This window comes from Burkholderia cenocepacia, assembly GCF_900446215.1.
Lineage (GTDB): Bacteria > Pseudomonadota > Gammaproteobacteria > Burkholderiales > Burkholderiaceae > Burkholderia > Burkholderia cenocepacia.
The window spans coordinates 562,135-582,502 of sequence record NZ_UAQZ01000007.1; the positions used below are offsets into that span (position 1 = coordinate 562,135).

At 65.8% G+C, this 20,368-nt stretch carries 19 protein-coding genes and 1 pseudogene; 12 read left to right on the top strand and 8 right to left on the bottom strand.

The window, feature by feature from the left end:
- Window position 1 precedes the first annotated feature (1 nt).
- The 4 genes and pseudogenes from istA (at window position 2) to DTA15_RS16495 (ending at window position 2,802) form a co-directional block, all read left to right on the top strand.
- Window positions 2–1,030 carry an IS21-like element ISBcen13 family transposase gene (istA, locus tag DTA15_RS16480; RefSeq protein WP_006482449.1) on the top strand — a complete coding sequence of 343 codons (1,029 nt, stop codon included), beginning with the start codon at window positions 2–4 and terminating at the stop codon, window positions 1,028–1,030.
- Window positions 1,027–1,800, top strand: a complete 774-nt coding sequence (gene istB / locus DTA15_RS16485) for an IS21-like element ISBcen13 family helper ATPase IstB (RefSeq protein WP_006482411.1) — start codon at window positions 1,027–1,029, stop codon at window positions 1,798–1,800. The genes istA and istB overlap by 4 nt, the downstream gene beginning before the upstream one ends.
- Before the next feature lie 67 nt (window positions 1,801–1,867).
- Window positions 1,868–2,332, top strand: a pseudogene (locus DTA15_RS16490) (acetoacetate decarboxylase); the annotation flags it as partial.
- Window positions 2,329–2,802, top strand: coding sequence for a MerR family transcriptional regulator (locus DTA15_RS16495; protein WP_006490276.1), 474 nt, complete (start codon window positions 2,329–2,331; stop codon window positions 2,800–2,802). The pseudogene DTA15_RS16490 and the gene DTA15_RS16495, both read left to right, overlap by 4 nt.
- 36 nt (window positions 2,803–2,838) lie before the next feature.
- Here DTA15_RS16495 and DTA15_RS16500 read toward each other — a convergent pair whose 3' ends face one another.
- Entirely contained in the window at window positions 2,839–3,522 is a 684-nt protein-coding gene (locus tag DTA15_RS16500; RefSeq protein WP_006490335.1) for a type 1 glutamine amidotransferase domain-containing protein, read from the bottom strand.
- A 618-nt stretch (window positions 3,523–4,140) separates the two neighbouring features.
- On the opposite strand from DTA15_RS16500, the gene DTA15_RS16505 reads away from it, so the two are divergent.
- From DTA15_RS16505 to DTA15_RS16525, 5 genes are all read left to right on the top strand, one after another.
- A complete protein-coding gene (locus tag DTA15_RS16505; protein WP_006490350.1) occupies window positions 4,141–4,608 on the top strand; it encodes a (2Fe-2S)-binding protein in 468 nt (155 codons plus the stop codon).
- The gene (locus DTA15_RS16510) at window positions 4,605–6,902 is read left to right on the top strand and encodes a xanthine dehydrogenase family protein molybdopterin-binding subunit (protein ID WP_006490320.1); all 2,298 of its coding nucleotides are present in this window, start codon (window positions 4,605–4,607) and stop codon (window positions 6,900–6,902) included. The genes DTA15_RS16505 and DTA15_RS16510 overlap by 4 nt, the downstream gene beginning before the upstream one ends.
- A gap of 545 nt (window positions 6,903–7,447) precedes the next feature.
- On the top strand, window positions 7,448–8,737 hold the full coding sequence (locus DTA15_RS16515) for an NAD(P)/FAD-dependent oxidoreductase (RefSeq protein ID WP_006492916.1): 1,290 nt from the start codon (window positions 7,448–7,450) through the stop codon (window positions 8,735–8,737).
- Window positions 8,738–8,754: 17 nt separating this feature from the next.
- Window positions 8,755–9,312: a helix-turn-helix domain-containing protein gene (locus DTA15_RS16520; RefSeq protein WP_006490367.1), complete on the top strand. Its 558-nt coding sequence runs from the start codon at window positions 8,755–8,757 to the stop codon at window positions 9,310–9,312.
- Window positions 9,313–9,464: 152 nt separating this feature from the next.
- Complete coding sequence (locus tag DTA15_RS16525) at window positions 9,465–10,811, top strand: glutamine synthetase family protein (RefSeq protein ID WP_006490374.1); 1,347 nt, start codon at window positions 9,465–9,467, stop codon at window positions 10,809–10,811.
- Between the two features lie 23 nt (window positions 10,812–10,834).
- On the opposite strand, the gene DTA15_RS16530 is transcribed toward DTA15_RS16525, so the two are convergent.
- Window positions 10,835–12,013 (bottom strand): FAD-dependent oxidoreductase, encoded by a 1,179-nt coding sequence (locus DTA15_RS16530; protein WP_012493479.1) that lies wholly within the window; start codon window positions 12,011–12,013, stop codon window positions 10,835–10,837.
- 148 nt (window positions 12,014–12,161) lie between these two features.
- On the opposite strand from DTA15_RS16530, the gene DTA15_RS16535 reads away from it, so the two are divergent.
- On the top strand, window positions 12,162–13,097 hold the full coding sequence (locus tag DTA15_RS16535; RefSeq protein WP_012493478.1) for a LysR family transcriptional regulator: 936 nt from the start codon (window positions 12,162–12,164) through the stop codon (window positions 13,095–13,097).
- On the opposite strand, the gene DTA15_RS16540 is transcribed toward DTA15_RS16535, so the two are convergent.
- From DTA15_RS16540 to DTA15_RS16565, 6 genes are all read right to left on the bottom strand, one after another.
- Window positions 13,077–13,616, bottom strand: a complete 540-nt coding sequence (locus DTA15_RS16540) for a GNAT family N-acetyltransferase (protein ID WP_006490295.1) — start codon at window positions 13,614–13,616, stop codon at window positions 13,077–13,079. The genes DTA15_RS16535 and DTA15_RS16540 overlap by 21 nt on opposite strands.
- Before the next feature lie 57 nt (window positions 13,617–13,673).
- The gene (locus DTA15_RS16545) at window positions 13,674–14,252 is read right to left on the bottom strand and encodes a hypothetical protein (RefSeq protein ID WP_006490280.1); all 579 of its coding nucleotides are present in this window, start codon (window positions 14,250–14,252) and stop codon (window positions 13,674–13,676) included.
- 65 nt (window positions 14,253–14,317) lie between these two features.
- Window positions 14,318–14,707, bottom strand: a complete 390-nt coding sequence (locus DTA15_RS16550) for a lysozyme inhibitor LprI family protein (RefSeq protein WP_006490376.1) — start codon at window positions 14,705–14,707, stop codon at window positions 14,318–14,320.
- Between the two features lie 53 nt (window positions 14,708–14,760).
- Window positions 14,761–15,525, bottom strand: coding sequence for an N-acetylmuramoyl-L-alanine amidase family protein (locus DTA15_RS16555; RefSeq protein ID WP_006490270.1), 765 nt, complete (start codon window positions 15,523–15,525; stop codon window positions 14,761–14,763).
- A 123-nt stretch (window positions 15,526–15,648) separates the two neighbouring features.
- A complete protein-coding gene (locus DTA15_RS16560) occupies window positions 15,649–17,271 on the bottom strand; it encodes an FAD-dependent oxidoreductase (RefSeq protein WP_006490256.1) in 1,623 nt (540 codons plus the stop codon).
- Window positions 17,271–18,785 (bottom strand): polyamine aminopropyltransferase, encoded by a 1,515-nt coding sequence (locus DTA15_RS16565; protein ID WP_006490298.1) that lies wholly within the window; start codon window positions 18,783–18,785, stop codon window positions 17,271–17,273. The genes DTA15_RS16560 and DTA15_RS16565 overlap by 1 nt, the downstream gene beginning before the upstream one ends.
- Before the next feature lie 121 nt (window positions 18,786–18,906).
- Here DTA15_RS16565 and DTA15_RS16570 point away from each other — a divergent pair, with 121 nt between their 5' ends.
- Window positions 18,907–19,293, top strand: coding sequence for a DUF350 domain-containing protein (locus DTA15_RS16570; RefSeq protein ID WP_006490342.1), 387 nt, complete (start codon window positions 18,907–18,909; stop codon window positions 19,291–19,293).
- A gap of 27 nt (window positions 19,294–19,320) precedes the next feature.
- The gene (locus DTA15_RS16575; protein ID WP_006492911.1) at window positions 19,321–20,361 is read left to right on the top strand and encodes an SPFH domain-containing protein; all 1,041 of its coding nucleotides are present in this window, start codon (window positions 19,321–19,323) and stop codon (window positions 20,359–20,361) included.
- The last annotated feature ends 7 nt before the right edge of the window (window positions 20,362–20,368 follow it).

The following is a 20,368-nucleotide window of genomic DNA, read 5'->3' on the forward strand; positions in this document are numbered from 1 at the left end:
GATGCTCCAGAAGGAACAGTGGATGCAAATCCATGTGCTCAAAGCCCAAGGCGTATCGGAGCGCGAGATCGCGCGGCGCCTGGGTATTTCTCGCAACACGGTGGCGCGGTACCTGTCGGCCGAGGACGTGCCGCGCTACAAGCCGCGTGAACCGCGGCCAACCAAGCTCGGAGCGTTCGAGGCGTACATCCTCGATCGCATGAGCGCCGCAGCACCCGAGATCATCGCTGCGCCGGCGCTGCTGCGCGAGCTGCGTGCGCGCGGCTACGAGGGCCAACTGCGAAGCCTGCAGGCTTTCATGAACGCGCATAAGTCCGTGCCCAAGCCAGACCCGGTCGTGAGGTTCGAGACCGAGCCTGGCCGGCAGATGCAGTGCGATTTCGTGGTCTTCCGCCGAGGCACCGACCCGCTTTACGCCTTCACCGCCACGCTCGGGTTTAGTCGGTGGCGCTGGGCACGCTTCACCACCGATGAACGCGCCGAGACGCTGGTCGCCTGTCATCATGCGCTGTTCGAAGCCTTGGGTGGCGTTCCTCGCGAGATCCTTTACGACAACGCCAAGACTATCGTTGTCGAGCGCGATGCATATGGCGACGGTCAACACCGCTGGCACGCCGGCATGCTCGATCTGGCCAAGCGGTACGGCTTCCTACCCAGACTGTGCCAACCGTACCGCGCGCAAACCAAAGGCAAGGTCGAGCGATTCCACCGCTACCTGCGTGGCAATTTCTATGTGCCGCTGGCGAGCCGGCTCAAGCAATCCGGCTTGATGCTCGATGCCGTGACTGCGAACGTCGAGGTGAGTAAATGGCTGCGCGACGTGGCTAACCAGCGAGTGCATCCGGTTACAGGGCTGGCACCCGCGATTCTGTTGGAGCAACGCGAACGGGCTTGCTTGCGCGATATGCCGGGTTACGCGGTGCCCCGATTGCCGGCTCGTGCCGTCGCTCGGCCACGCGTTGATCCAGCAATGTCGATCCAGCACCCGTTGTCCGTCTACCAGCAATTACTGACCGAGGTGCGCGCATGAACTTGCAGCAGGAACGCATCGACGGGCACTGCCAGAGTTTGAAGCTCGAGGGGCTCATGCACCGATACGTCGCTCTGGCCAGCGACGCGGCGGCCAAACAATGGAGTTTCCTCGATTTCCTCGAGAACGCGCTCGCGCACGAACGAGAGACGCGGCAAGTTCGTTCGCGGCAAACACTGGTGCGCATGGCGGGGTTCCCCGCTCTCAAGACACTGGATGACTACGACTACAGCTTCGCCGTCGGGGCCCCGCGCAAGACGATCGACGAGCTCGCCACCCTGCGCTTCATCGAACGGGGCGAGAACGCCGTGTTGCTTGGCCCGTCAGGCGTGGGCAAGACGCATCTCGCGATAGCGATCGGATACGCTGCAACGCAGGCCGGCATCAAGACGAAGTTCATTACGGCGGCGGATCTAATGTTGCAGCTCGAGGCCGCACGCCGACAGGAGCGATACGACGCCGTACTTCGACACAACATTCTCGGCCCGAGGTTGCTCATCGTCGACGAGATTGGCTATCTGCCACTCTCGGGAGATCAGGCCAGCCACTTCTTCCAGATCGTCGCCAAACGCTACGAGCGCGGTTCAATGATCCTGACCAGCAACCTGCCGTTTGCGCAGTGGGACGAGACCTTCGGTGGCAACACCACACTGACTGCAGCGATGCTCGACCGCATCCTGCACCATGCCCACATCATCCAGATCAAAGGAGACAGCTACAGACTGAGACAGCAACGTCAAGCCGGTCACGTCTCGTCATCGAAGAAGTAACGACTGGCTCAGTTTTACTTTGCGCGATCAGGCGCGAAGTGGCTCAGATTTCAAATGCGTTTGACACCGCAGCTTCCACGCGCATGTTCTTGCGCTGCCGGTGACCACGGAAATCGCGCGGGTGCGCGGACTGTATGGATATCAGTTGCCAAAATGGCGCACGGAAATCGGCGTGCACATCGGCGCCGACGTAAAAGCCAGCATCGCCGGTCCCGGCGGCAAGCCGGACCTGACCTTGCGTGCGCCGCTTCCCGAGTTGCGCAATGTTCCGTCGCAGTCGCATATGGCGACGGCAACCATGATCAACCGGATCGACGGCGAGTGGCACCAGACACTGGTGCAGACCAACATGCTGTCGTTCGTGCAGCGACTCTTTCCGCGCGACGTCGAACTGTCGCGGCACGGCGGGCCGTTGAGTCAGCTGCTTGACGGACTCGGAGCGTCCACCGTGCTTCGTATGGACGTCGTCAAGGACGCGCAACTGGTCCTGAACATGCCCACCCGTCTGGGCACTTTCGCACCCAAGACATGAAGATAGGGGATCTGGCGGAGCGTACTGGCCTGACGCCGTCGCGCATCCGCTTCTATGAACGCATCGGCCTGTTGACGGCCGTCGAGCGGCAACCCAACGGCTATCGGATCTATTCGCCGGACGCTGTGGTCGTGCTCGGTCTGGTCACGGCAGCACAAAAGGCCGGCTTCAGCCTGGACGAGATCCGCATGTTGTTGCCGCCCGACCTCGTGCAGTGGCAGCGCGGTGCGCTGCTCGAGGCGCTCCGTCATAAGGTGCGGGATATCGAGACCATGCAGGTGAAGCTGGCGCAGAACAAGGTGCATCTCGTGTCGTTGATGGCCGAGATCGAGGCCAAGCCCGACGAGATCGATTGCAGCGCCAATGCAACGCGCCTGTTGTCGCAGATGCAGTCGAGGGAACTGGACGGTGCGGCCCGAACGAAGGGCGCCGGCAAGGCCGGACGCCGCCGACCGTCCGGAAAAGGCTAGGCGAGGATGTCCGCTGGCGTCCCGGGCTGCCTGCCGTTACAGGAGAGCCGCGACCTGCTCGGCCGTTGCTTTTGCCGATTGGGGATTCTGCCCTGTTACCAAGCGGCCATCTGTAACGACTTTCGACGTGAACGGCAGCAACGCTTTTTCGTAAAGTGCGCCGCGCCTCACCATCTCTTCCTCGGCGTTGTAGGGCACTTTCTTCGCGACGCCCGCAAGCACCTCCTCCACCCACGAGTAGCCGGTGAGGCGGCGGCCGGCGACGAGCAGTGTGCCGTTGGCGAGTCTCGTATTCAGCAAGCCGCAGTAGCCATGGCATACGGACGACACGATACCGCCGCGCTCGTAGATGTCTCGCGTGAGCCGTTGAAGTCCGGCATCGTCGGGAAAGTCCCACATGACGGCGTGCCCGCCCGTGAAATAGATCGCATCGAAATCCGCCGGATCGATCTGATCGGGGCTTGCCGTCGTCGCCAAAAGCTTCTGGCGGTCCTTGTCGTTCAGCCACTCCTTTACCGAGGCATCGGCGAGCGGCCATTTCAGCGAGCGAGGTTCCAGCGGGGACTCGCCACCCCTGGGGCTGACGAGGCGCTGGTCGTACCCGTGTTCGGCGAAGACGTGCCACGCATGGGTCAGTTCCGACAACCACAGGCCGGTCGGCTCGGATTGATCCGCGTAGTTGGCGACATTGCTGACAACGTGAAGTATGCGTTTGGTCATGGTGAGTCTCCCTTCATCGGTCACAGGCGATAGCCGCGAACATGTCGCCCTTTGCCTGATGCCACAAGCGTGACCATGGGCTCGTAGCGCATGCCATGGCAAACCATAACCTTCAAGTTAAGTCTATGGTCAAGCTTTTTTGCGTTCCTTCGGCTGAGCAGTGCTTCGCGCTGACCACATCATTCGGCGGTATCGATGCAAGCACGTGACTCTCATGTGCACGTTATCGGTCGAGGGCGAGCTGAGGAGTCCAGGGAGCTTCGTTCCCGACGTCACGCCAGGTCGTTCATCATGAACGCACCGATGAAGGCGATCATGCGTAGGCGCCGACGCGGAAGTGCGATTCAGATAGCGTCGGTGCAAACTGCAATGCGGTCGATGGACGGGCACTGGACGGCAACAGTCGCCTTCCGGAGTACGCGGTGCCCGCCTGGGTCTGCCGTTATCAGGAGCCGCAGTCTGCTCGGCTGGCGTCCTTGTGGATTGCGTATTCTGGCCGGTCACCGTGCGACCAGCCAAAAGTTATTTGCGTCCGGGCGCTTGACATTAAAGTTTGGTTTGACCTTAAGGTGCGGGTAGTAGGCTGGGCCATTGTGATACGAGGCAAGGAAGCGATACATGGATCTTGACGTCAACCACCAACGGGTCAACGTCGACTGCGACCCGGCTACCCCGTTGCTGTGGGTGCTGCGTGACCACCTGAACCTGACGGGCACGAAATTCGGCTGCGGCGTCGCTGCCTGCGGCGCGTGTACCGTGCATCTGGATGGTACGGCGGTACGATCTTGTGTCCTGCCCGTGGCAGCGGTCGCCGGCAAGCGTATCACCACGATCGAAGGGTTGGCGGAATCGCCGGAGAAACGCCATGCGTTACAGCAGGCGTGGGTCGACGAACAGGTACCTCAGTGCGGCTATTGCCAGTCCGGCATGCTGATGGCGGCGGCAGATCTGTTGACGAGACAGCCCGATCCGACTGACGCCGATATCGACACGGCGATCACCAACCTGTGCCGTTGCGGGACCTATCCGCGCGTGCGCATAGCGATCAAGCGTGCGGCGAAAGTGCTGCGGGACGGCCACGCATGAGCGCCGACACCAGGATTGCACGCCCTGGGCGGCGCCGATTTCTGCTGGGGGCGGTTGGCCTTGGCGGTGCGCTGGTGGTGGGCTGGGGCGTGATGCCTCCACGCAGCCGGCTCGGTGATCCCGCGGTGTTTCCCGAAACGTCCGGTCAGATTGCCCTGAATGGCTGGATCAAGATCACCTCGGAAGGCAATGCGATCCTGGCCATGCCGCGTGTCGAGATGGGGCAGGGAATCCACACTGGGCTGTCGATGTTGGCCGCGGAGGAACTCGATATTCCGCTGACGCGGGTGAGCATCGAGTCATCGCCGATCGAACGCATCTACGGTAATGTCGTCGCAATGGGCGACAGCTCGCTGCCGCTGCATCCGGACGACGCGGACAAGCTCTGGGCGCGCGCACTGCATTGGATCATGGCCAAGAGCGCGCGCGAAATCGGTCTCATCATCACCGGCGGCAGCAGCAGCATGGCCGACGGGTGGCAACCCGTGCGCGAGGCCGCCGCAACCGCGCGCGCCACGCTGGTGGAGGCAGCCGCGCGCGAATGGGGCGTGCAGTCGACGCTGGTGACGGTGCGGGAAGGGCAACTCATCGGGCCGGGCGGAAAGCAGATGCCTTTCAGCGCGGTCGCGCAGAAGGCACGCGAGATTGCTCCGCCGTCCAATGTCACGCTCAAGCCCGCTTCGCAATATCAACTGGTGGGCAAGCCTGCGCCGCGCAACGACATCGCCGCCAAGACGGATGGCAGCGCCCGCTTCGCCATCGACGTGAGGCCGTCCGGCATGCTGTATGCCGCTGTCGTTATGTGCCCGATATTCGGCGGCAAGCTCAAGACCTTCAACGCGAAAGCGGCCCTTGTGATGCCCGGCGTGCGGTATGTCGTGCCGTTCGACGGCTCGACGGGCGGCGCTCCGGGCGTCGCCGTGGTGGCAGACCATTACTGGCAGGCACGCCAAGCCCTTGGGGCACTCGAACCCGAGTGGGACAATGGCCCACATGCCACCCTGGATTCGGCTGACATCCATCAACAACTCGTCGGCGCGCTGAACAGCGACAAGGGGAGCTTCACCTACCGTTCGACGGGTGATGGGCTGAAGGCCTTTGAGAATGCACAGGGTGCGACCATTGTCGAGGCCGAATACAGTGCGCCGTATCTTGCGCATGCCACGATGGAGCCTATCAACTGCACGGCGCAGGTGACCAAGAATCGAGTGCAGCTTTGGGCACCCACGCAGGTCGCCACGCTGGCCCAACTGGTCGCAGCCCGCGCGGCAGGCGTGAGCCGCGACCAGGTACACATCGAAATCCCGCTCATCGGAGGCGGCTTCGGGCGACGGTTGGAGTCGGACTTTGTCGGGCAGGCGGTGACGATCGCCGCCAGGACGGCAGGCCGCCCGGTGCAGGTGATCTGGTCGCGCGAAGATGACATCAAGCACGACTTCTACCGCCCCCAGGCCATCGCACGGCTGAAGGCTCGCGTCGAGAACGGCAGGGTGACGGCCATCGCCTCGCGCAGTGCGGGCCAGTCGATCCTGGCAGGCGAGTTGGAGCGCCTGTTCGGTGCGCCGTCGCTCGACATTGACCGCTATACGGCCGAAGGTTTGTTCGACCAACCGTATGAGATCGAGCACGAACACATTGCGCATCTGGTGGTCGACTTACCGGTACCCATCGGGTTCTGGCGCAGCGTCGGCCACTCGTACACGGGGTTCTTCCTCGAAAGTTTCCTGAACGATGTGGCTGCCGCCGCCAAGCTCGATCCGCTGGCGATGCGGCGAGACTTGCTCAAAGCGCATCCGCGTGAGCGGAAGGTGCTCGACATCGCGGCGCAGACGGCAGGCTGGGGCCAGCCGCTCGCGCCCGCCGCCGATGGCGCACCGCGTGCGCGCGGGCTGGCGCTGCACAACGCATTCGGCTCCGTGGTGGCACAGGTGGTGGAGGTGTCGCTCAAGGATGGCAAGCCACGTGTGCATCGCGTCGTCTGCGTGGCGGACTGTGGAACGGTGGTCAACCCCGGCATCGTCGCGCAGCAGATGGAAGGCGGGATCATCTTCGGGCTGAGCGCTGCGTTGTACGGCCAGATTCAGATCAAGGACGGACGGGTCATTCAATCCAACTTCCCCGACTATCCGGTCTTGAAGATGGCGGAGGCGCCAGCGATCGAAATCCACGTCGTGCCGAGCACGGCCGAACCGACCGGGGTCGGTGAAATTGCCGTGCCTCCGGTCGCGCCAGCCGTGGCGCACGCCGTCGCGCAACTCACCGGCAAGTCGGTGCGGCAGTTGCCGATGGTGTAGGTCAGAAATTCGCGAGGCAAGGCACTGTGGAGGTTTTGGGCAAGCTCGAAGAACGTCGAGCTTGCCGAAGCAGTCTGCTAACCACGGGTGTCTGAGTGAGTTTTCAACGTGGTTCGCCGCTGATTGAAGGCCTAGGACGCTACACACGAAGCTCGCGGCATTAACGGACCCACGGTGAATCGCAACTGCGTTACGTCGGGCTGTCGAGAGCAAAGCAACTGTTGCACCTTATCGGTGATGAAGATGTCGCGTCTTTCTTCACACCTGCCACGACCTGGTCTCCTAGGTTGCAGCGCCCATGCTGGCGTGCCGGCATGCTCTCCTGGTCTCGATGACAACGTCATGCCGGAATTTTCCACTTCCAAACGGGACAGTCTTGTGGACCCAGGCTAGGGTCGGTTTCAACTTGAACGAAAAAATTCCAAGTTGGACGCATCTCGACAGTCGGGTCGGACTGATAGACCGTCGGTCTCACGCTTGCTCTCGTGAAATTGTCATGCTAGTTTTTCATGAAATTTCTCGGCGTAATTTTCACGGGAGTCCGCATGTTCGTGCAGTCCGACCGTCACGTCGCAAGCTACTACGCCGGCACCTACCCGGCGCCGATCCCGCATCGGCCGGTGCTGGACGAACGCGTCGACGCCGACGTGCTGGTCGTTGGCGCGGGTTTCAGCGGGTTGCATACGGCGCTGCGGCTCGCGCTTGCCGGCAAGCGCGTCGTCATGCTGGAAGCGAGCCGCGTCGCGTGGGCCGCATCGGGCCGCAACGGCGGACAGGCGCTGCTCGGCTGGTCGTGCGACATGCAGCCCCTCGAGGATGCGCTCGGCCGCGACGGCGCGCGGCTGCTGTGGAACAGCATGCGCTGGGCGGCGGCCGAGGTGCGCGAACTGCCGGCGCGGCACGGGTTCGACATCGACTACCGGCCCGGCAGCCTGTGGGCCGCGGTGCGGCCGCGGCGCGTCGCGATGCTGGCGCAGGCGCGCGACGAGGCGGCCGAGCGCTGGGGCTACGATCGGTTGCGCGTGATCGGGCGCGACGAGATGCCTGAATGGATCGGCGGCACGCGCTATCTGGCCGCGCTTCACGATCCGGAGGCCGGCCACCTGAACCCGCTGAAGCTCGCGCTCGGCCTCGCGCAGACGATCGAGCGCGCGGGCGGCCGCATCTTCGAACAGAGTCGCGTGCTCGACTGCCGCGAGACGGCCGGCGGCCACGTCGCCCGCACGACGCGTGGCGAAGTGCGGGCGGACGTGCTGGTGCTCGCCTGCAATGCGTACGTCGACCGGCTCGACCGCGATCTCGCGCGCCGGCTGCTGCCGGTCGGCACGTATCAGGTCGCAACGGCGCCGCTCGCACCCGACGTCGCGCGTGCGCTGCTGCCGCGCAACAGTTGCGTGATCGACAACCAGTTCGTGCCCGACTACTTCCGCCTGAGCCCCGACAACCGGCTGCTGTTCGGCGGCGGCTGCACGTATCTCGGCGGCATCCCGGCCGATATCGCGGCGGCGACGCGCCCGCACCTCGAACGCGTGTTTCCGCACCTGGCCGGCGTGCCGCTCGACTACGCGTGGGGCGGTCACATCGACATCAGCATGCGCCGCACGCCGGACATCGGCCGCCACGGGCAGCGCTTCTGGCTGCAGGGTTTTTCGGGGCACGGCGTGCTGCCGACGCTCGCCGGCGCGCGCGCGGTGGCCGACGCCGTGCTCGGCGACACCCGTCTGCTCGCGCAGTACCAGCGCATCCGCAACCCGCGCTTTCCCGGCGGCGGCCGGCTGGCCGCGCCGCTCGAGGCGATCGGCAAGGCCTGGTACCGTTTGCGCGATACCGTTTGATTGCACCGGAATCCATCATGAACGAACAGGAAGAGATAGAAAGTCTGGCGATCCTGATCCGCGACCTGCGCAAGCATCGCAAGGTCACGCTGAACGATCTCGCCGAACGGATCGGCCGCTCGGTCGGCTTTCTGTCGCAGGTCGAGCGCGGGCTGTCGCGTCCGACGGTCGCGGATCTCACCGCGATCGGCGAGGCGCTCGGCGTGCCGACCACCTATTTCTACAGCCTGAGCAAGCCGCGCAGCGTGCCGTGGGTCACGCGGCCCGACGAACGCCGCACCGTGTATTACGCGGCCGGCATTACCGACATCCTCGTGTCGCCGAACATGCGGTCGCGTTTCTCGATCCTCGAAAGCCATCTCGGGCCGGGCGCGAGCAGCGGCGAGCGGCCGGTCGACGACAGCGACGAGCAGGGCGGCTTCGTGCTCGAAGGAGAACTGACGATCTGGATCGACGGCGACGACACGCCGGTCACGCTCGGCCCGAACGATGCGTTCCAGCTGCCCGCGCACAAGCGCTTCCGCTACGCGAACCTGACCGACGCGCCGACGCGCGTGATCTGGGTATTCACCTGAGTAGTCAGCGGGGCGGGCGGTGTTGGAGGCGGCCCCGCCGCGCAGCCTGTTTGCAGTACTGATCGAGATGCGGCATGTGTTGCCCCGTGCGTCGCATGAATCCGGATCGCCGCGCCGCGGCACCGCCATACAAGACATGGAAAGGATGAGACATGGCTGACGTCGTTCCCGCGCTGGTCAGTGAAGTCCGCGCATTCCGGCAGGCGCACCCCGAGATCCGTTATGTCGACCTGATCTGCCTCGACCTGCCCGGGCACTTCTACGGCAAGCGCTATCCGATCGATGCGCTCGAGAAAGTCGCATCGGGCTCGCTGCTGAAGCTGCCGCAGAACTGCGTGCTGCTCGGCACGCAGGGCGGCCTCTACAAGATCGGCGACTACTGCTTCAACGACGGCGATCCCGATGCGCCGCGCCGCCTGATCCCCGGCACGCTGAAGCCCGTGCGCTGGGAGCGGCAACCGCTCGCGCAGATGCTGATCAGTTCCGATGGCACCGATTCCCCGATCGAATTCGAGCCGCGCGAGGTGCTCGCACGCGTGCTGCGGCGCTTCGCGGCGCGCGGCATCCGGCCGGTCGTCGCATTCGAGCTCGAGTTCTACCTGTTCGCCGCGCAGCTCGCGGACGGGATGCCGCAGTATCCGCGCGACCGCCTGAGCGACGACCGCGACGATCAGCCGAACATGCATATCGAGCGCCTGTCGCGTTTCTCCGACGTGCTGCACGAGATGGTCGAAGCCGCGTGCGAGCAGGGCGTCGATGCGACGGTGATCACCGCGGAGCTCGGGCCCGGCCAGTTCGAGATCAATTTCGGGCATACCGACGACGCGCTGCGCGCGGCCGACTGGTCGGCGCTGTTCTGTCGCAGCACGCGCGGTGTCGCGTTGCGGCATGGCTATCGCGCGAGCTTCATGGGCAAGCCGTATTTGCATGCGCCGGGCAGCGGCATGCACGTGCACGTGAGCCTGTATGACGACGCGGGGCGCAACCTGCTTGCGGCGGACGGGCAGCGGCCGTTGCGTCACGCGGTGGCCGGCTGCCTCGCGCTGCTGCCGCATTGCATGCCCGTGTTCGCGCCGAATCACAATGCGTTCCGCCGCTACGGGTCGATGGTCAACGCGGCGAGCCGCGCGAGCTGGGGTTTCGAGGATCGCGACGCGTGCATCCGCATTCCCGAGTCGGACGCCCGCAACCTGCGGATCGAGCACCGGCTCGCGAGTGCGGATGCGAACCCGTACCTGGTGCTCGCGGCGATCCTCAGCGGGATGGAGCACGGGCTCGATGCGCGCCTCGAACCGATCGCGCCACTCAACGAGGATCGCGGCAGCGGGATCGATTTTCCGAAGGAGATGCTGTCGTCGGTCGCCGCGATGCAGGATCATCCGGCCGTGCGCGACGGGCTCGGCAGCGAGTTCGTGATGGTGTATTGCGAGAACAAGCGGCAGGAGGAATTGGATTTCCGCAATGAGATCGGCGCGCGGGAGTATCGCTGGTTTCTGTGAGCCGATGCCGCCGTCCGCACGGCTTATCGTCCGCGCGCCTGTTCCATCGGCAGGTGCGCGCCCCACGCGTTCGTCAGCGCTTCGATTTCGGCGACCGGATCGATCCGTTGTCGAGCGCTGTCGCTTACGTCGTCGCTGAATAACAGGTGCGCGAATTCACGCGCACGCTCGGTGATCGCGGCGGTTTTCCCGCTGCGCCGCAGCGTGAACGCCGCAAGCGCCGCATCGAGATCGCCGCCGTTGGCTGAATCGTATTCGTCGAGGCACCGGGCAAGATGCCACGCATCTTCGAGCGCCTGGCAGGCGCCTTGTCCGGAGGTCGGGAGCGGCGCGTGCGCGGCGTCACCGATCAGCAGTACGTTGCCGCGGTGCCATGCGTCGACCGGATCCAGATCGTGCACGCGGATCTTCGTGAGCGTGTCCGCTGGCGTCGCACGTATCACGTCCGTGACGGGCGCCGGCCACGGCGCGAAGCGCCGTTCCAGCATCCCGCGCGGATCGTCTTCCGCCGTATCGCACCTGTCGGCTTCCGGCCATGCCGCCGCCCAGTACACGCGATGCCGGTCCAGCGCGACGATGCCGAAGCGTTCGCGCGTGCCCCAGTAATCGAATATCGACACTTCGTCGACCAGCGGCGCATTGCTTTGCGCGACGCCGATCCAGTTGACGAAGCCCTGATAGACGGGGGTGTTGTCGCCGACCACATGACGTCGCGCGACGGAGTTCATGCGGCCGTCCGCGCCGATCACGAGATCGGGGGCGATCGTCGTGCCGTTGTCGAAGCGAACGACGGCGCGACCGTCCGCGCCGGTATCGATGGCCGTTGCGCCGTGGCCGAAGTGGACCTCGATGCCGCGCGCGGCGAGGTGCCGGGTCAGCACGGCCTGCAGGTCGCGCCGCAGGATCGACACCGTCGGGAAGCCCATGCGGCGGTCGAGCGCGCCGATCTCGGTGGCCTTGAGCAGGGTGCCGTGCCGGTCGATGCGCCGCATCGCATGCAGGCGGCCGCCGGCCTCGACGATGTCCGGCAGCAGGCCGAGCTCGGTGAGGACGAAGCCGGCATTCGGCCACAGCACCACGCCTGCGCCCATCGTCGATTCCGTCGGCCTGCGTTCGTACAGCCGGATCTCGTGGCCGCGCCCGGCGAGCGCGAGTGCGGTGCTCATGCCGGCCACGCCGGCGCCCAGGATTGCAATGTTCATGACGCTCCTTGCCTGTGTCGTGCGAACGCTCGCTGGCCGCGGGTGCGTGCCCGGGCGTCGCATTGACGGGATGAGCATCGTAAATTATGGTCTCTGGCGGGATAAGCCATCGAAATCGGCAGGCTTTGATACCTAAAACGGGATAATGATGCGTAGCAAGCTGGATCTGAATGCGGTGCGTGTGTTCGTGACGGTCGTCGATGAAGGCAGCTTTGCCGGCGCCGCACGCATGCTCGCGCTGCCGGGTTCCAACGTGAGCCGTCATGTGGCGCAACTGGAGTCGCGGCTCGGCGTACGTTTGCTCGAGCGCAGCACGCGCCACCTGCGGATGACCGAGGCCGGGCGGTTGCTGCACGAGCGTGCGCGGCCGATGCTCGACGCGCTGACGCAGGCCGAATGCGAGCTGACGTCGCAGCAAACGGAATTGCGCGGCGTGCTGAAGCTTTGCGTCCCGGGCGAAATCGGGCCGCGCATGCTGGGGCCGATCGTCGCGGAATTCGCGAGCCGCCATCCGCGTGTCGAGATCGACTGCGATACCAGCCTCGCGGGCATGTCGACGCTGCGCGACGATATCGACCTGTCGATCATCGTCAATCGCGGCAAGCTGGACGACAGTGCGTTCGTCGTCAGGCCGCTCGCGAGTTTGCCGAGCGTCGTCGTGGCCGCGCCGTCACTGGTCGCGCGGGTCGGGATGCCCGGCCTGACGGAGCAGCTCCGGCAGTTGCCGTGCATCACGACGTTGAGCACGCTGAAAGGGCAGCCGTGGCAGTTCGCCGATCGCGACGGACGGATTCACAAGATTCCGGTGGCGAGCCGGTATCGCGTCAATAGCGGCGAGATGGCGGGCCTCGCGGCGGTGAACGGGATCGGCTTCGCGATTCTGGTCGAACGCGCGTGCGCGGTGGAGCTTGCCGAAGGGCGGCTGGTGCGCGTGCCGCTGGAGATGGCGCCGGCGCCGCTGCAGCTGCATGCCGCTTACGCGAGCCGGAATTCGGTCAACGCGAAGATTCGCGCGCTGCTGCAGCTGATGCAGGAACGATTGGCGACGGAGGAGGCGCTGCCGTCATCGCGACCGCTTCGGTAGGGCGCGCCAGTAGCGCACTTCCTCGATCGGCGTACCGTCGATCTCGAAGGTCTTGATGTCGTCTTCGGCGACGAAACCTTCGCGTTCGTAGAATGCTCTTGCCCGACGGTTTTTGACCAGCACCCACAGCGACACCCATGCATGACCCGCGTCGTGCAGCGCCCGGCATGCATGGTCGACCAGCCGCGCACAGATCCCTTGCCCGCAATGCGCAGGATGCAGATAGATCGCTTCGATTTCGCCCCACGCCCGGTCCTTGTCGGCGTCGCGCGTCGGGCCGTACGCGATCCAGCCGGTCGGTGCGTGGTTCGCGAACGCGAGCGCGACGCATGGCCGGCCCGCGTCGAGTACCGCGCGCCATGCGGCCGTGCGCTTTTCGACCGACAGGCCGGCGAGGAACGGGGCCGGCATGATGTCCGTGTAGGTCGCTTGCCACGACGCGACGTGGATGCCGGCGATGGCCGGTGCATCGGCGGCGGTGGCCGCGCGGATGTCGATCGTCGTCGTATTCGATGCCATGCGCCCTCCGTGTGGCCGGTTGCCGGTTGCCGGTTGCCGCGCTGCCGCCTGCCGGATTCACGTCGCCGGATCCAGGCTGGCGTCGATGGCGAAACGGTAGTGGATGTCCACGTGTGATGCGTTGCCCGGTGCGTCGGTTTTCTTCAGCACGAACTCGAACGCGGGTTCGAACCAGCCGTCGCGTGCGATTTCTCCGCCGAGGATCTCGACGTCGTACCAGCCGTTGTCGATTTCAATGACGGGCCTGCCTGGTTCGCGATAGCGCGCAAGCAGCGCATTCACCGTGTCGTCGGTGAAACGTTCGAGAATGCGCCACGTGTAGAGCATCACCGCACGATGCGCGACGCGCAATACGTACCCGCCGCGTCGATGCTGCAGGCGGCTGCCTGTCTTCAACAGTTCGGGCGTGCCGTCGTCCAGCGTGAAGATGACCGTATATGGATGATTCTCGATGCCGGCCAGCGGAATGACGATGCCTTCGAGCACCGCCTGGTCGCCGCTGTCGCCGGTCGTGAACGCCGATGCGACGTCGTCCGGCAGCCCGTGTTCGTCCTTGTAGCGTTTCAGCAGCAGAAGATCGCCGACGAGAAAGTAGTCGATCAGATCGTTGAGGACTTCGGCGAATTGATGCCGCATCGTCGTTCCTTTCGAGCAGCGTGCCGTGCCGCGACGTGCTTCGCGGCACGGCACGCGTGGCGACCTTATTCGCCGAGCTTCGACGTCACGCAGCCGGTGCTCGAGCATTCGCGCTCACGCTCGCGCAGGAACGACAGTCGCGATTGCGTCATGTCGTTCGCGCACTGGATGTCGACGAGGTAGCTGCTGCCGCGCGTTTCGCTGCACTGCGCATCGCGTTGCTTCAGCCACGCGAGCTGGCCGGCCTTCAGCGTCGCCTGCTGGTCGCCGCTCAGTTGCTTGCGCAACCGGCCGTATTCGTCGTTGAGATCGCGGTCGGACTGCGAGAACTGCGTGCTCGTGCAATAGACCTGGTCGAACGCGCTGCGCGGCTTTCCGCAGCCGGCCGCGTGCGCGGCGAACGGAACGGCGAGCGCGAGCAACGCGCAGGCTGCGAGCAGATTCTTTTTCTTCATGGTGATGCTCCTGACTGGGTGAAAACCGTTGAACGCGACGGGCGAGACCGTCGTTATTGCGGCGTCGTGCACGCGTCGATGCCGCCCGCGATCGCGGCGGACAGGCGCTGGATCGTCTCGCGGCGCGCGAGCCGCGCTTCTTCGTCCGGATTGACGATCACGCCGGCTTCGACGAGCACGGCCGGAATCGGCGCGGTGCGCAGCACGACGAGATCGTCGAAGCGGTGGATGCCGAGTTGCGGGTCGATCAGCGGACGATTCTCGCCGCGGATCGGCTGCGCGTGATACAGCGACGGCCGTTCGCCGGCCGCGACCAGCCGCTCGGCGATCGCCTTCGCACAACGCAGGCTCTCCGCATAGTGCGGATTGCGCTCCGACACGAACACCGAGAAGCCGCGGAATTCGCGCTGCCGGCCCGCGTCGATGAACTGCTGCTGCATCGAGTCGTGATGGATCGACACGAACAGGTTCGCGTCGGGCGCCTGCGTCGAGCGCTGATTGAGCGCGATCTCGCGACCGTCCGCCGACGTGCGCAGCACGCGGTCGCCGTGCGCGGCGAGTTTGTCGGCGACGGCGCCGGACAGGTCGAGGTTGTACAGATATTCGACGCGGCCGCTGGCGCCGGTGGAGCCCGGATGCGCGGGCGTATGGCCGGTGTCGACGACGATGTAGCGGCCGGACGCGGGCTCGGTAACGATCGTGGCGGCGGTGTCGGCCGCGTGCAGCGCCAGCGGCGCGCCGAGCAGCGGGGCGCACGCGAGCATGCGCGCGGCGGCGCGCACGAGCGGGCGAAGGCGTCGGAAGGTTCGGTTCGTCATTGTTGTTGTCGAGAGGGCGGACGGCGCATCGAACGGCGCGCCGCCGTCGGCCTGCTCAATGCAGTCGGAATGTCGCGCGATTATAGCGGGTGGCGGCGACGCCGCAATGACGCGCGACGGTTGTCAGGCGAGCACGCGATGTGCCGCCAGCATGCCCCAGTACGACGCTTCCTCGAACAGCGACAGTCCGGACAGGTCGGCATGCGCGAACACGACGGGGCCGTCGGCATCGCGCAGCGCGAGCAGCCCCGGCCGGCTCAGGAAGCCGACGTCGGGCGTGGCCATCGCATGGCCGCGGACGGTGATCTCGAGCGCGGTCGCATGCTTCCACAGCTCGCGTCCGTACACGGCCTGCAGGTCGATCGCCGCCTGCTCGCGCAATGCGTCCGGCTTCGCCTGCGCGAGCCAGCGGCGCGTATCGTCCGGCGTTTGCGTGCTCAATGCCTGATAGGCGGAGAACACCGAGCGCGTCGGCGGCGACATCCGGATCAACTGGTGCGTCGACACGACGTAGCCGAGCCCGGCGCCGTCGTAGACGACGTTGTCCCACGCGAGCGGCACGCCCGCTTCCTCGGCCGGCATGCCGTCGAGCAGGAAGTTGGACACGAGCCACGGCGCGCGCGGCGGCAAGTCGCGCGCGGGCTCGAAGCCATACGCGGCAAGCAGTTGCGGGAATACGCGCGCCGCGACGAACAGCGGCATCGCACATACGACACGGCGCGCCTTCAGCGTGAACGTCGACAGCGTGCCGTCGTGACCGACGCGTGCGCACAGCACGTCGACGCCGCCCGCGCGTTCGGTCGCGCGCACCGCGAAGCCATCGCGCGACCACGTGTTCGAGCCGGTGCGCGCGGCGATCGACTCGCTCAGCTTCGTCACCATCGTGTGCAGCCCGTCGGGCCAGGTCAGCACCGCGCCGTCGCTCGCATCGCCCGCATGGCCGCCGCGCGACGAGAAATAGTGCAGGCCGGCCCAGGCGGAGACATGCTCGTAGCCGGCGCCGTAATCGTCGCGGCAGCAGTAGTTCAGATACCAGTGCAGCGCCTTCGCGGTGTAACCCTCGTCGTGCAGCCACTGGCGAAACGAGCGCCGGTCGAGTGCGCGCCAGCGCGGGTCGCGCGACGATTCCGCGATCGGGATGCAGAACACCTTGCGGCCGTCGGCGCCGCGTGCGGTGCGCAGCCCGTCCGTGTACGCGAAGAAGCGCGCCTGCTGCGCGAGCGCGTCGGCGTCGAGGCCGGTGGCCGGCACGATGCCGTCCTGCCACTGTCCATCGATGAACAGGCGTTCATCCGGTGCGTGGACGAGTGCACGCTCGTCGTACACGGGGCGCGCGGAGAACGGCGCAGATTCGATCACGCCGAGATCGGCGAGCATGTCGCGCAGATGCGCGGATTCGAGCGACGGCAGCGGCAGGTAGTGCGCGCCCTTCGGATAGCCGAGCACGCCGAAACGCCCGCCGGCCGCGTTGCCGCCGAATTCGGGGCCGGCGAGCACCGTGAAGCGCGTATGGCCCGCGCGCGCGAGCTGCCATGCGCACGACAGCCCGGCCGCGCCGGCGCCGAGAATCGCGACATCCGTGTCGATCGTGCCGGACGGCGCGGGCAGCGCGGCATGGTCGCGCAGCGCATGGCCTTCGCGCATGCCGGGGTAGTCGACGCGCGGCGTCGTCTCGATCCAGCCGGTGCGGCCGCATGCGGCGAGCGACGCGGCCGCCGATGCGACGAGGAACGTGCGGCGATCCATCAGCGCAGCACGTGCTTCCAGTCGTCGTCGAAGCGGCGCACGAGCGGCTGGTCGTTGAGTTCGTTCGGCGACATCGACAGCGCCGGCATGTCGGCCGGGAAGTGGAACATCTCGGTGGCCGTTTGCGTATCGAGCCAGCGCGTCGGCACCGAGTAATGCGTCGGCACCGTGAAGTTGCGGCGCTTGCCGGCGATCACGAAACCCCAGTCGCCGAACGACGGCACGTAGCAGTGGTATGGCCACGTGTTGAGCCCGGCTTCGTGCAGCGTCGCGATGATGGTCCAGTACGCGTGCGGCGCGAAGTACGGCGAGGTCGACTGGATCACCGTGTAGCCGTTCTCCGACAGGTGGCGCGCCAGCAGCCGGAACACCGGCACCGAGTACAGGCGGCCGAGCCCGAAGTTGGTCGGATCGGGGAAATCGACGACGATCGCGTCGTACACGTCGGCATTCGATTCGAGCCAGCGCACCGCGTCGTCGTTGATCACGTGCACGCGCGGGTCCTTCAGCGCGCCCTGGTTCAGCTTGACGAGCGGCACGGACGTCGAGAACAGCTTCGTCATCGCGGGGTCGAGATCGACGAGCGTGATTTGTTCGAGGTTGCGGTGCTTGAGCAGTTCGCGCACCGCGAGGCCGTCGCCGCCGCCGAGCACGAGCACGCGCTTCGCCCACGGCAGCGCCTCGATCGTCGGGTGGATCAGCGCTTCGTGATAGCGGTGCTCGTCGCGCGACGAGAATTGCAGGTTGCCGTTCAGGTACAGCCGCATGTCGTCGTGCCATTGCGTGAGCACGATGCGCTGGTACGGCGTCGTTTCCGAATAGATCGTCTCGTCGCCGTACACGCCGTGCTCGGCCCAATGCGTGATGCGGTCCGACAGCGCGAATCCGGCGACCAGCAGCCCGATCACGAGCGATGCGCGCATCAGCTTGCCGCGCACGTTGCGGATCTCGTCGCGGAACAGGTGCGTGGTCCACAGTGCGACGAGTGCGTTCAGGAGCCCGAACAGGAAGCTCGTGCGCAGCAGGCCGAGACGCGGCGCGAGCACGAGCGGGAAGATCAGCGACACGGCCAGCGAGCCGAGATAGTCGAAGGTCAGCACCTCGCTGACGGTATGGCGGAACGCCTGGCGCCGCTGCTGGAACGCGCGCATCACGAGCGGAATCTCCATCCCGATCAGCAGGCCCAGCGCGAGCACCAGTGCGTAAAGCGCCGCACGAAACGGCGCGGCGAGCCAGGCGAACACGACGAACAGCAGCGCGGCCGACACGCCGCCGAGCAGGCCGACGAGCAGCTCGATGTCGACGAAGCGGTCGAGCACGTCGTCGTCCTCGACGAACTTCGCGAGCCACGAGCCGATCCCCATCGCGAACAGGTAGCAGCCGATCACCGACGAGAACTGCAGGATCGAGTCGCCGAGCAGGTAGCTCGACAGCGCGCTGCTGATCAGTTCGTAGCCGAGCCCGCAGGACGCGAGCACGAGAATCGACAGGACGAGCGCGCGCTTATGCAGCATCGCGCATCCGTTGTGCAGTGTTCGGCAATGTGGATATACTGGCGCGGATTTTCGTCTGGCGGCCCCGTGCGGGCCGGCCGGCGACGGGGCGGCGAACCGAGCACAAAATCCGAGGAAAAGAATGAATAGTGCCTATCTTTATGCGGTTCATTTACTGTCGGCGTTCGTGCTGCTTCTCGTGTTCGCGGCAGTGTACCTGAAGGTCACCCCGTTCGACGAACTGGCGCTGATCCGCGACGGCAACGCGGCCGCGACGCTGTCGTTCGGCGGCGCACTGATCGGTTTCTGCCTGACGCTCGCGTCCAGCATCGCGCACAACGCGACGCTCGGCGAAGTCGTGATCTGGGCCATCGGCGCGATGATCGTGCAACTGATCGCCTACGCGGTGCTGACGCGCGTGATGCCCGGCATGAATCATGCGATCGAGGATCGCAACGTCGCGATGGGCGGCCTGATGGGCACCGCGTCGCTCGTCGTCGGCATCATCAATGCCGCCTGCCTGACCTGACGCGCCACGCGTTCCGAGGAGACCGACATGAGTCTGGGTTCATTCATCCGCAAGCAGTTCATCGACGTCCTGCAATGGACGGAAGACACCGACGGCGTGCTGGCCTGGCGCTATCCGATGGAAGACCAGGAAATCCAGTACGGCGGCAAGCTGACCGTGCGCGAAACGCAGGTCGCGATCTTCGTCAACGAAGGCAAGGTCGCCGACGTGTTCCAGCCGGGCCTCTACACGCTGGAAACGCGCACGCTGCCGGTGCTCACGAACCTGAGGAACTGGGACAAATTCTTTCAGTCGCCTTTCAAGTCGGACGTCTACTTTTTCAGCACGCGGCTGCAGCTGGGCCGGCGCTGGGGCACCGCGCAGCCGGTGACGATCCGCGACCGCGAATTCGGCTTCGTGCAGCTGCGCGCGTTCGGCATCTACTCGTATCGGATCGTCGATGCGGCGGCGTTCCATCGCGAGGTCAGCGGCACGCGCGCGGCATACACGGTCGACGATCTCGAGCAGCAACTGCGCAACCTGGTCGTCACCGCGATGAGCACCACGTTCGGCTCGGCCGACGTGCCGTTCGTCGACATGGCCGCGAACCAGTCGCTGCTGTCGCAGCGTGTCGCCGAGGCATTGGTGCCGGTGTTCACGCGCTACGGGCTGGCGCTCGACGCGTTCGCGGTCGAGAGCGTGTCGCTGCCGGCCGAACTGCAGAAGGCGCTCGACCTGCGGATCGGTGCCGGGATGGCCGGCGATCTCGCGCGCGCCACGCAATACCAGACCGCTCAGGCGATTCCGCTCGCCGCGCAAAACCCGGGCGGCATCGCCGGGGTCGGCGCGGGGCTCGCCGCGGGCGCGGCGATCGGGCAGGCGATGGCCGGCCAGATCGCGGGCGCCGCGCAATCGGCACAGGCCGCACCGCCCGCGCCCGCTGCCGCGCCGGTGGCCGCCTCGCCGACCGAGAGCACCGATTATGTGCAGCGGCTCGAGCAATTGAAGGCGCTGTTCGACAAGGGCCTCGTGACCGAAGACGAATATTCGCGCGCGAAGGCCGAGATCCTCGCGAAGCTCACCCGGTAAGCGTCGC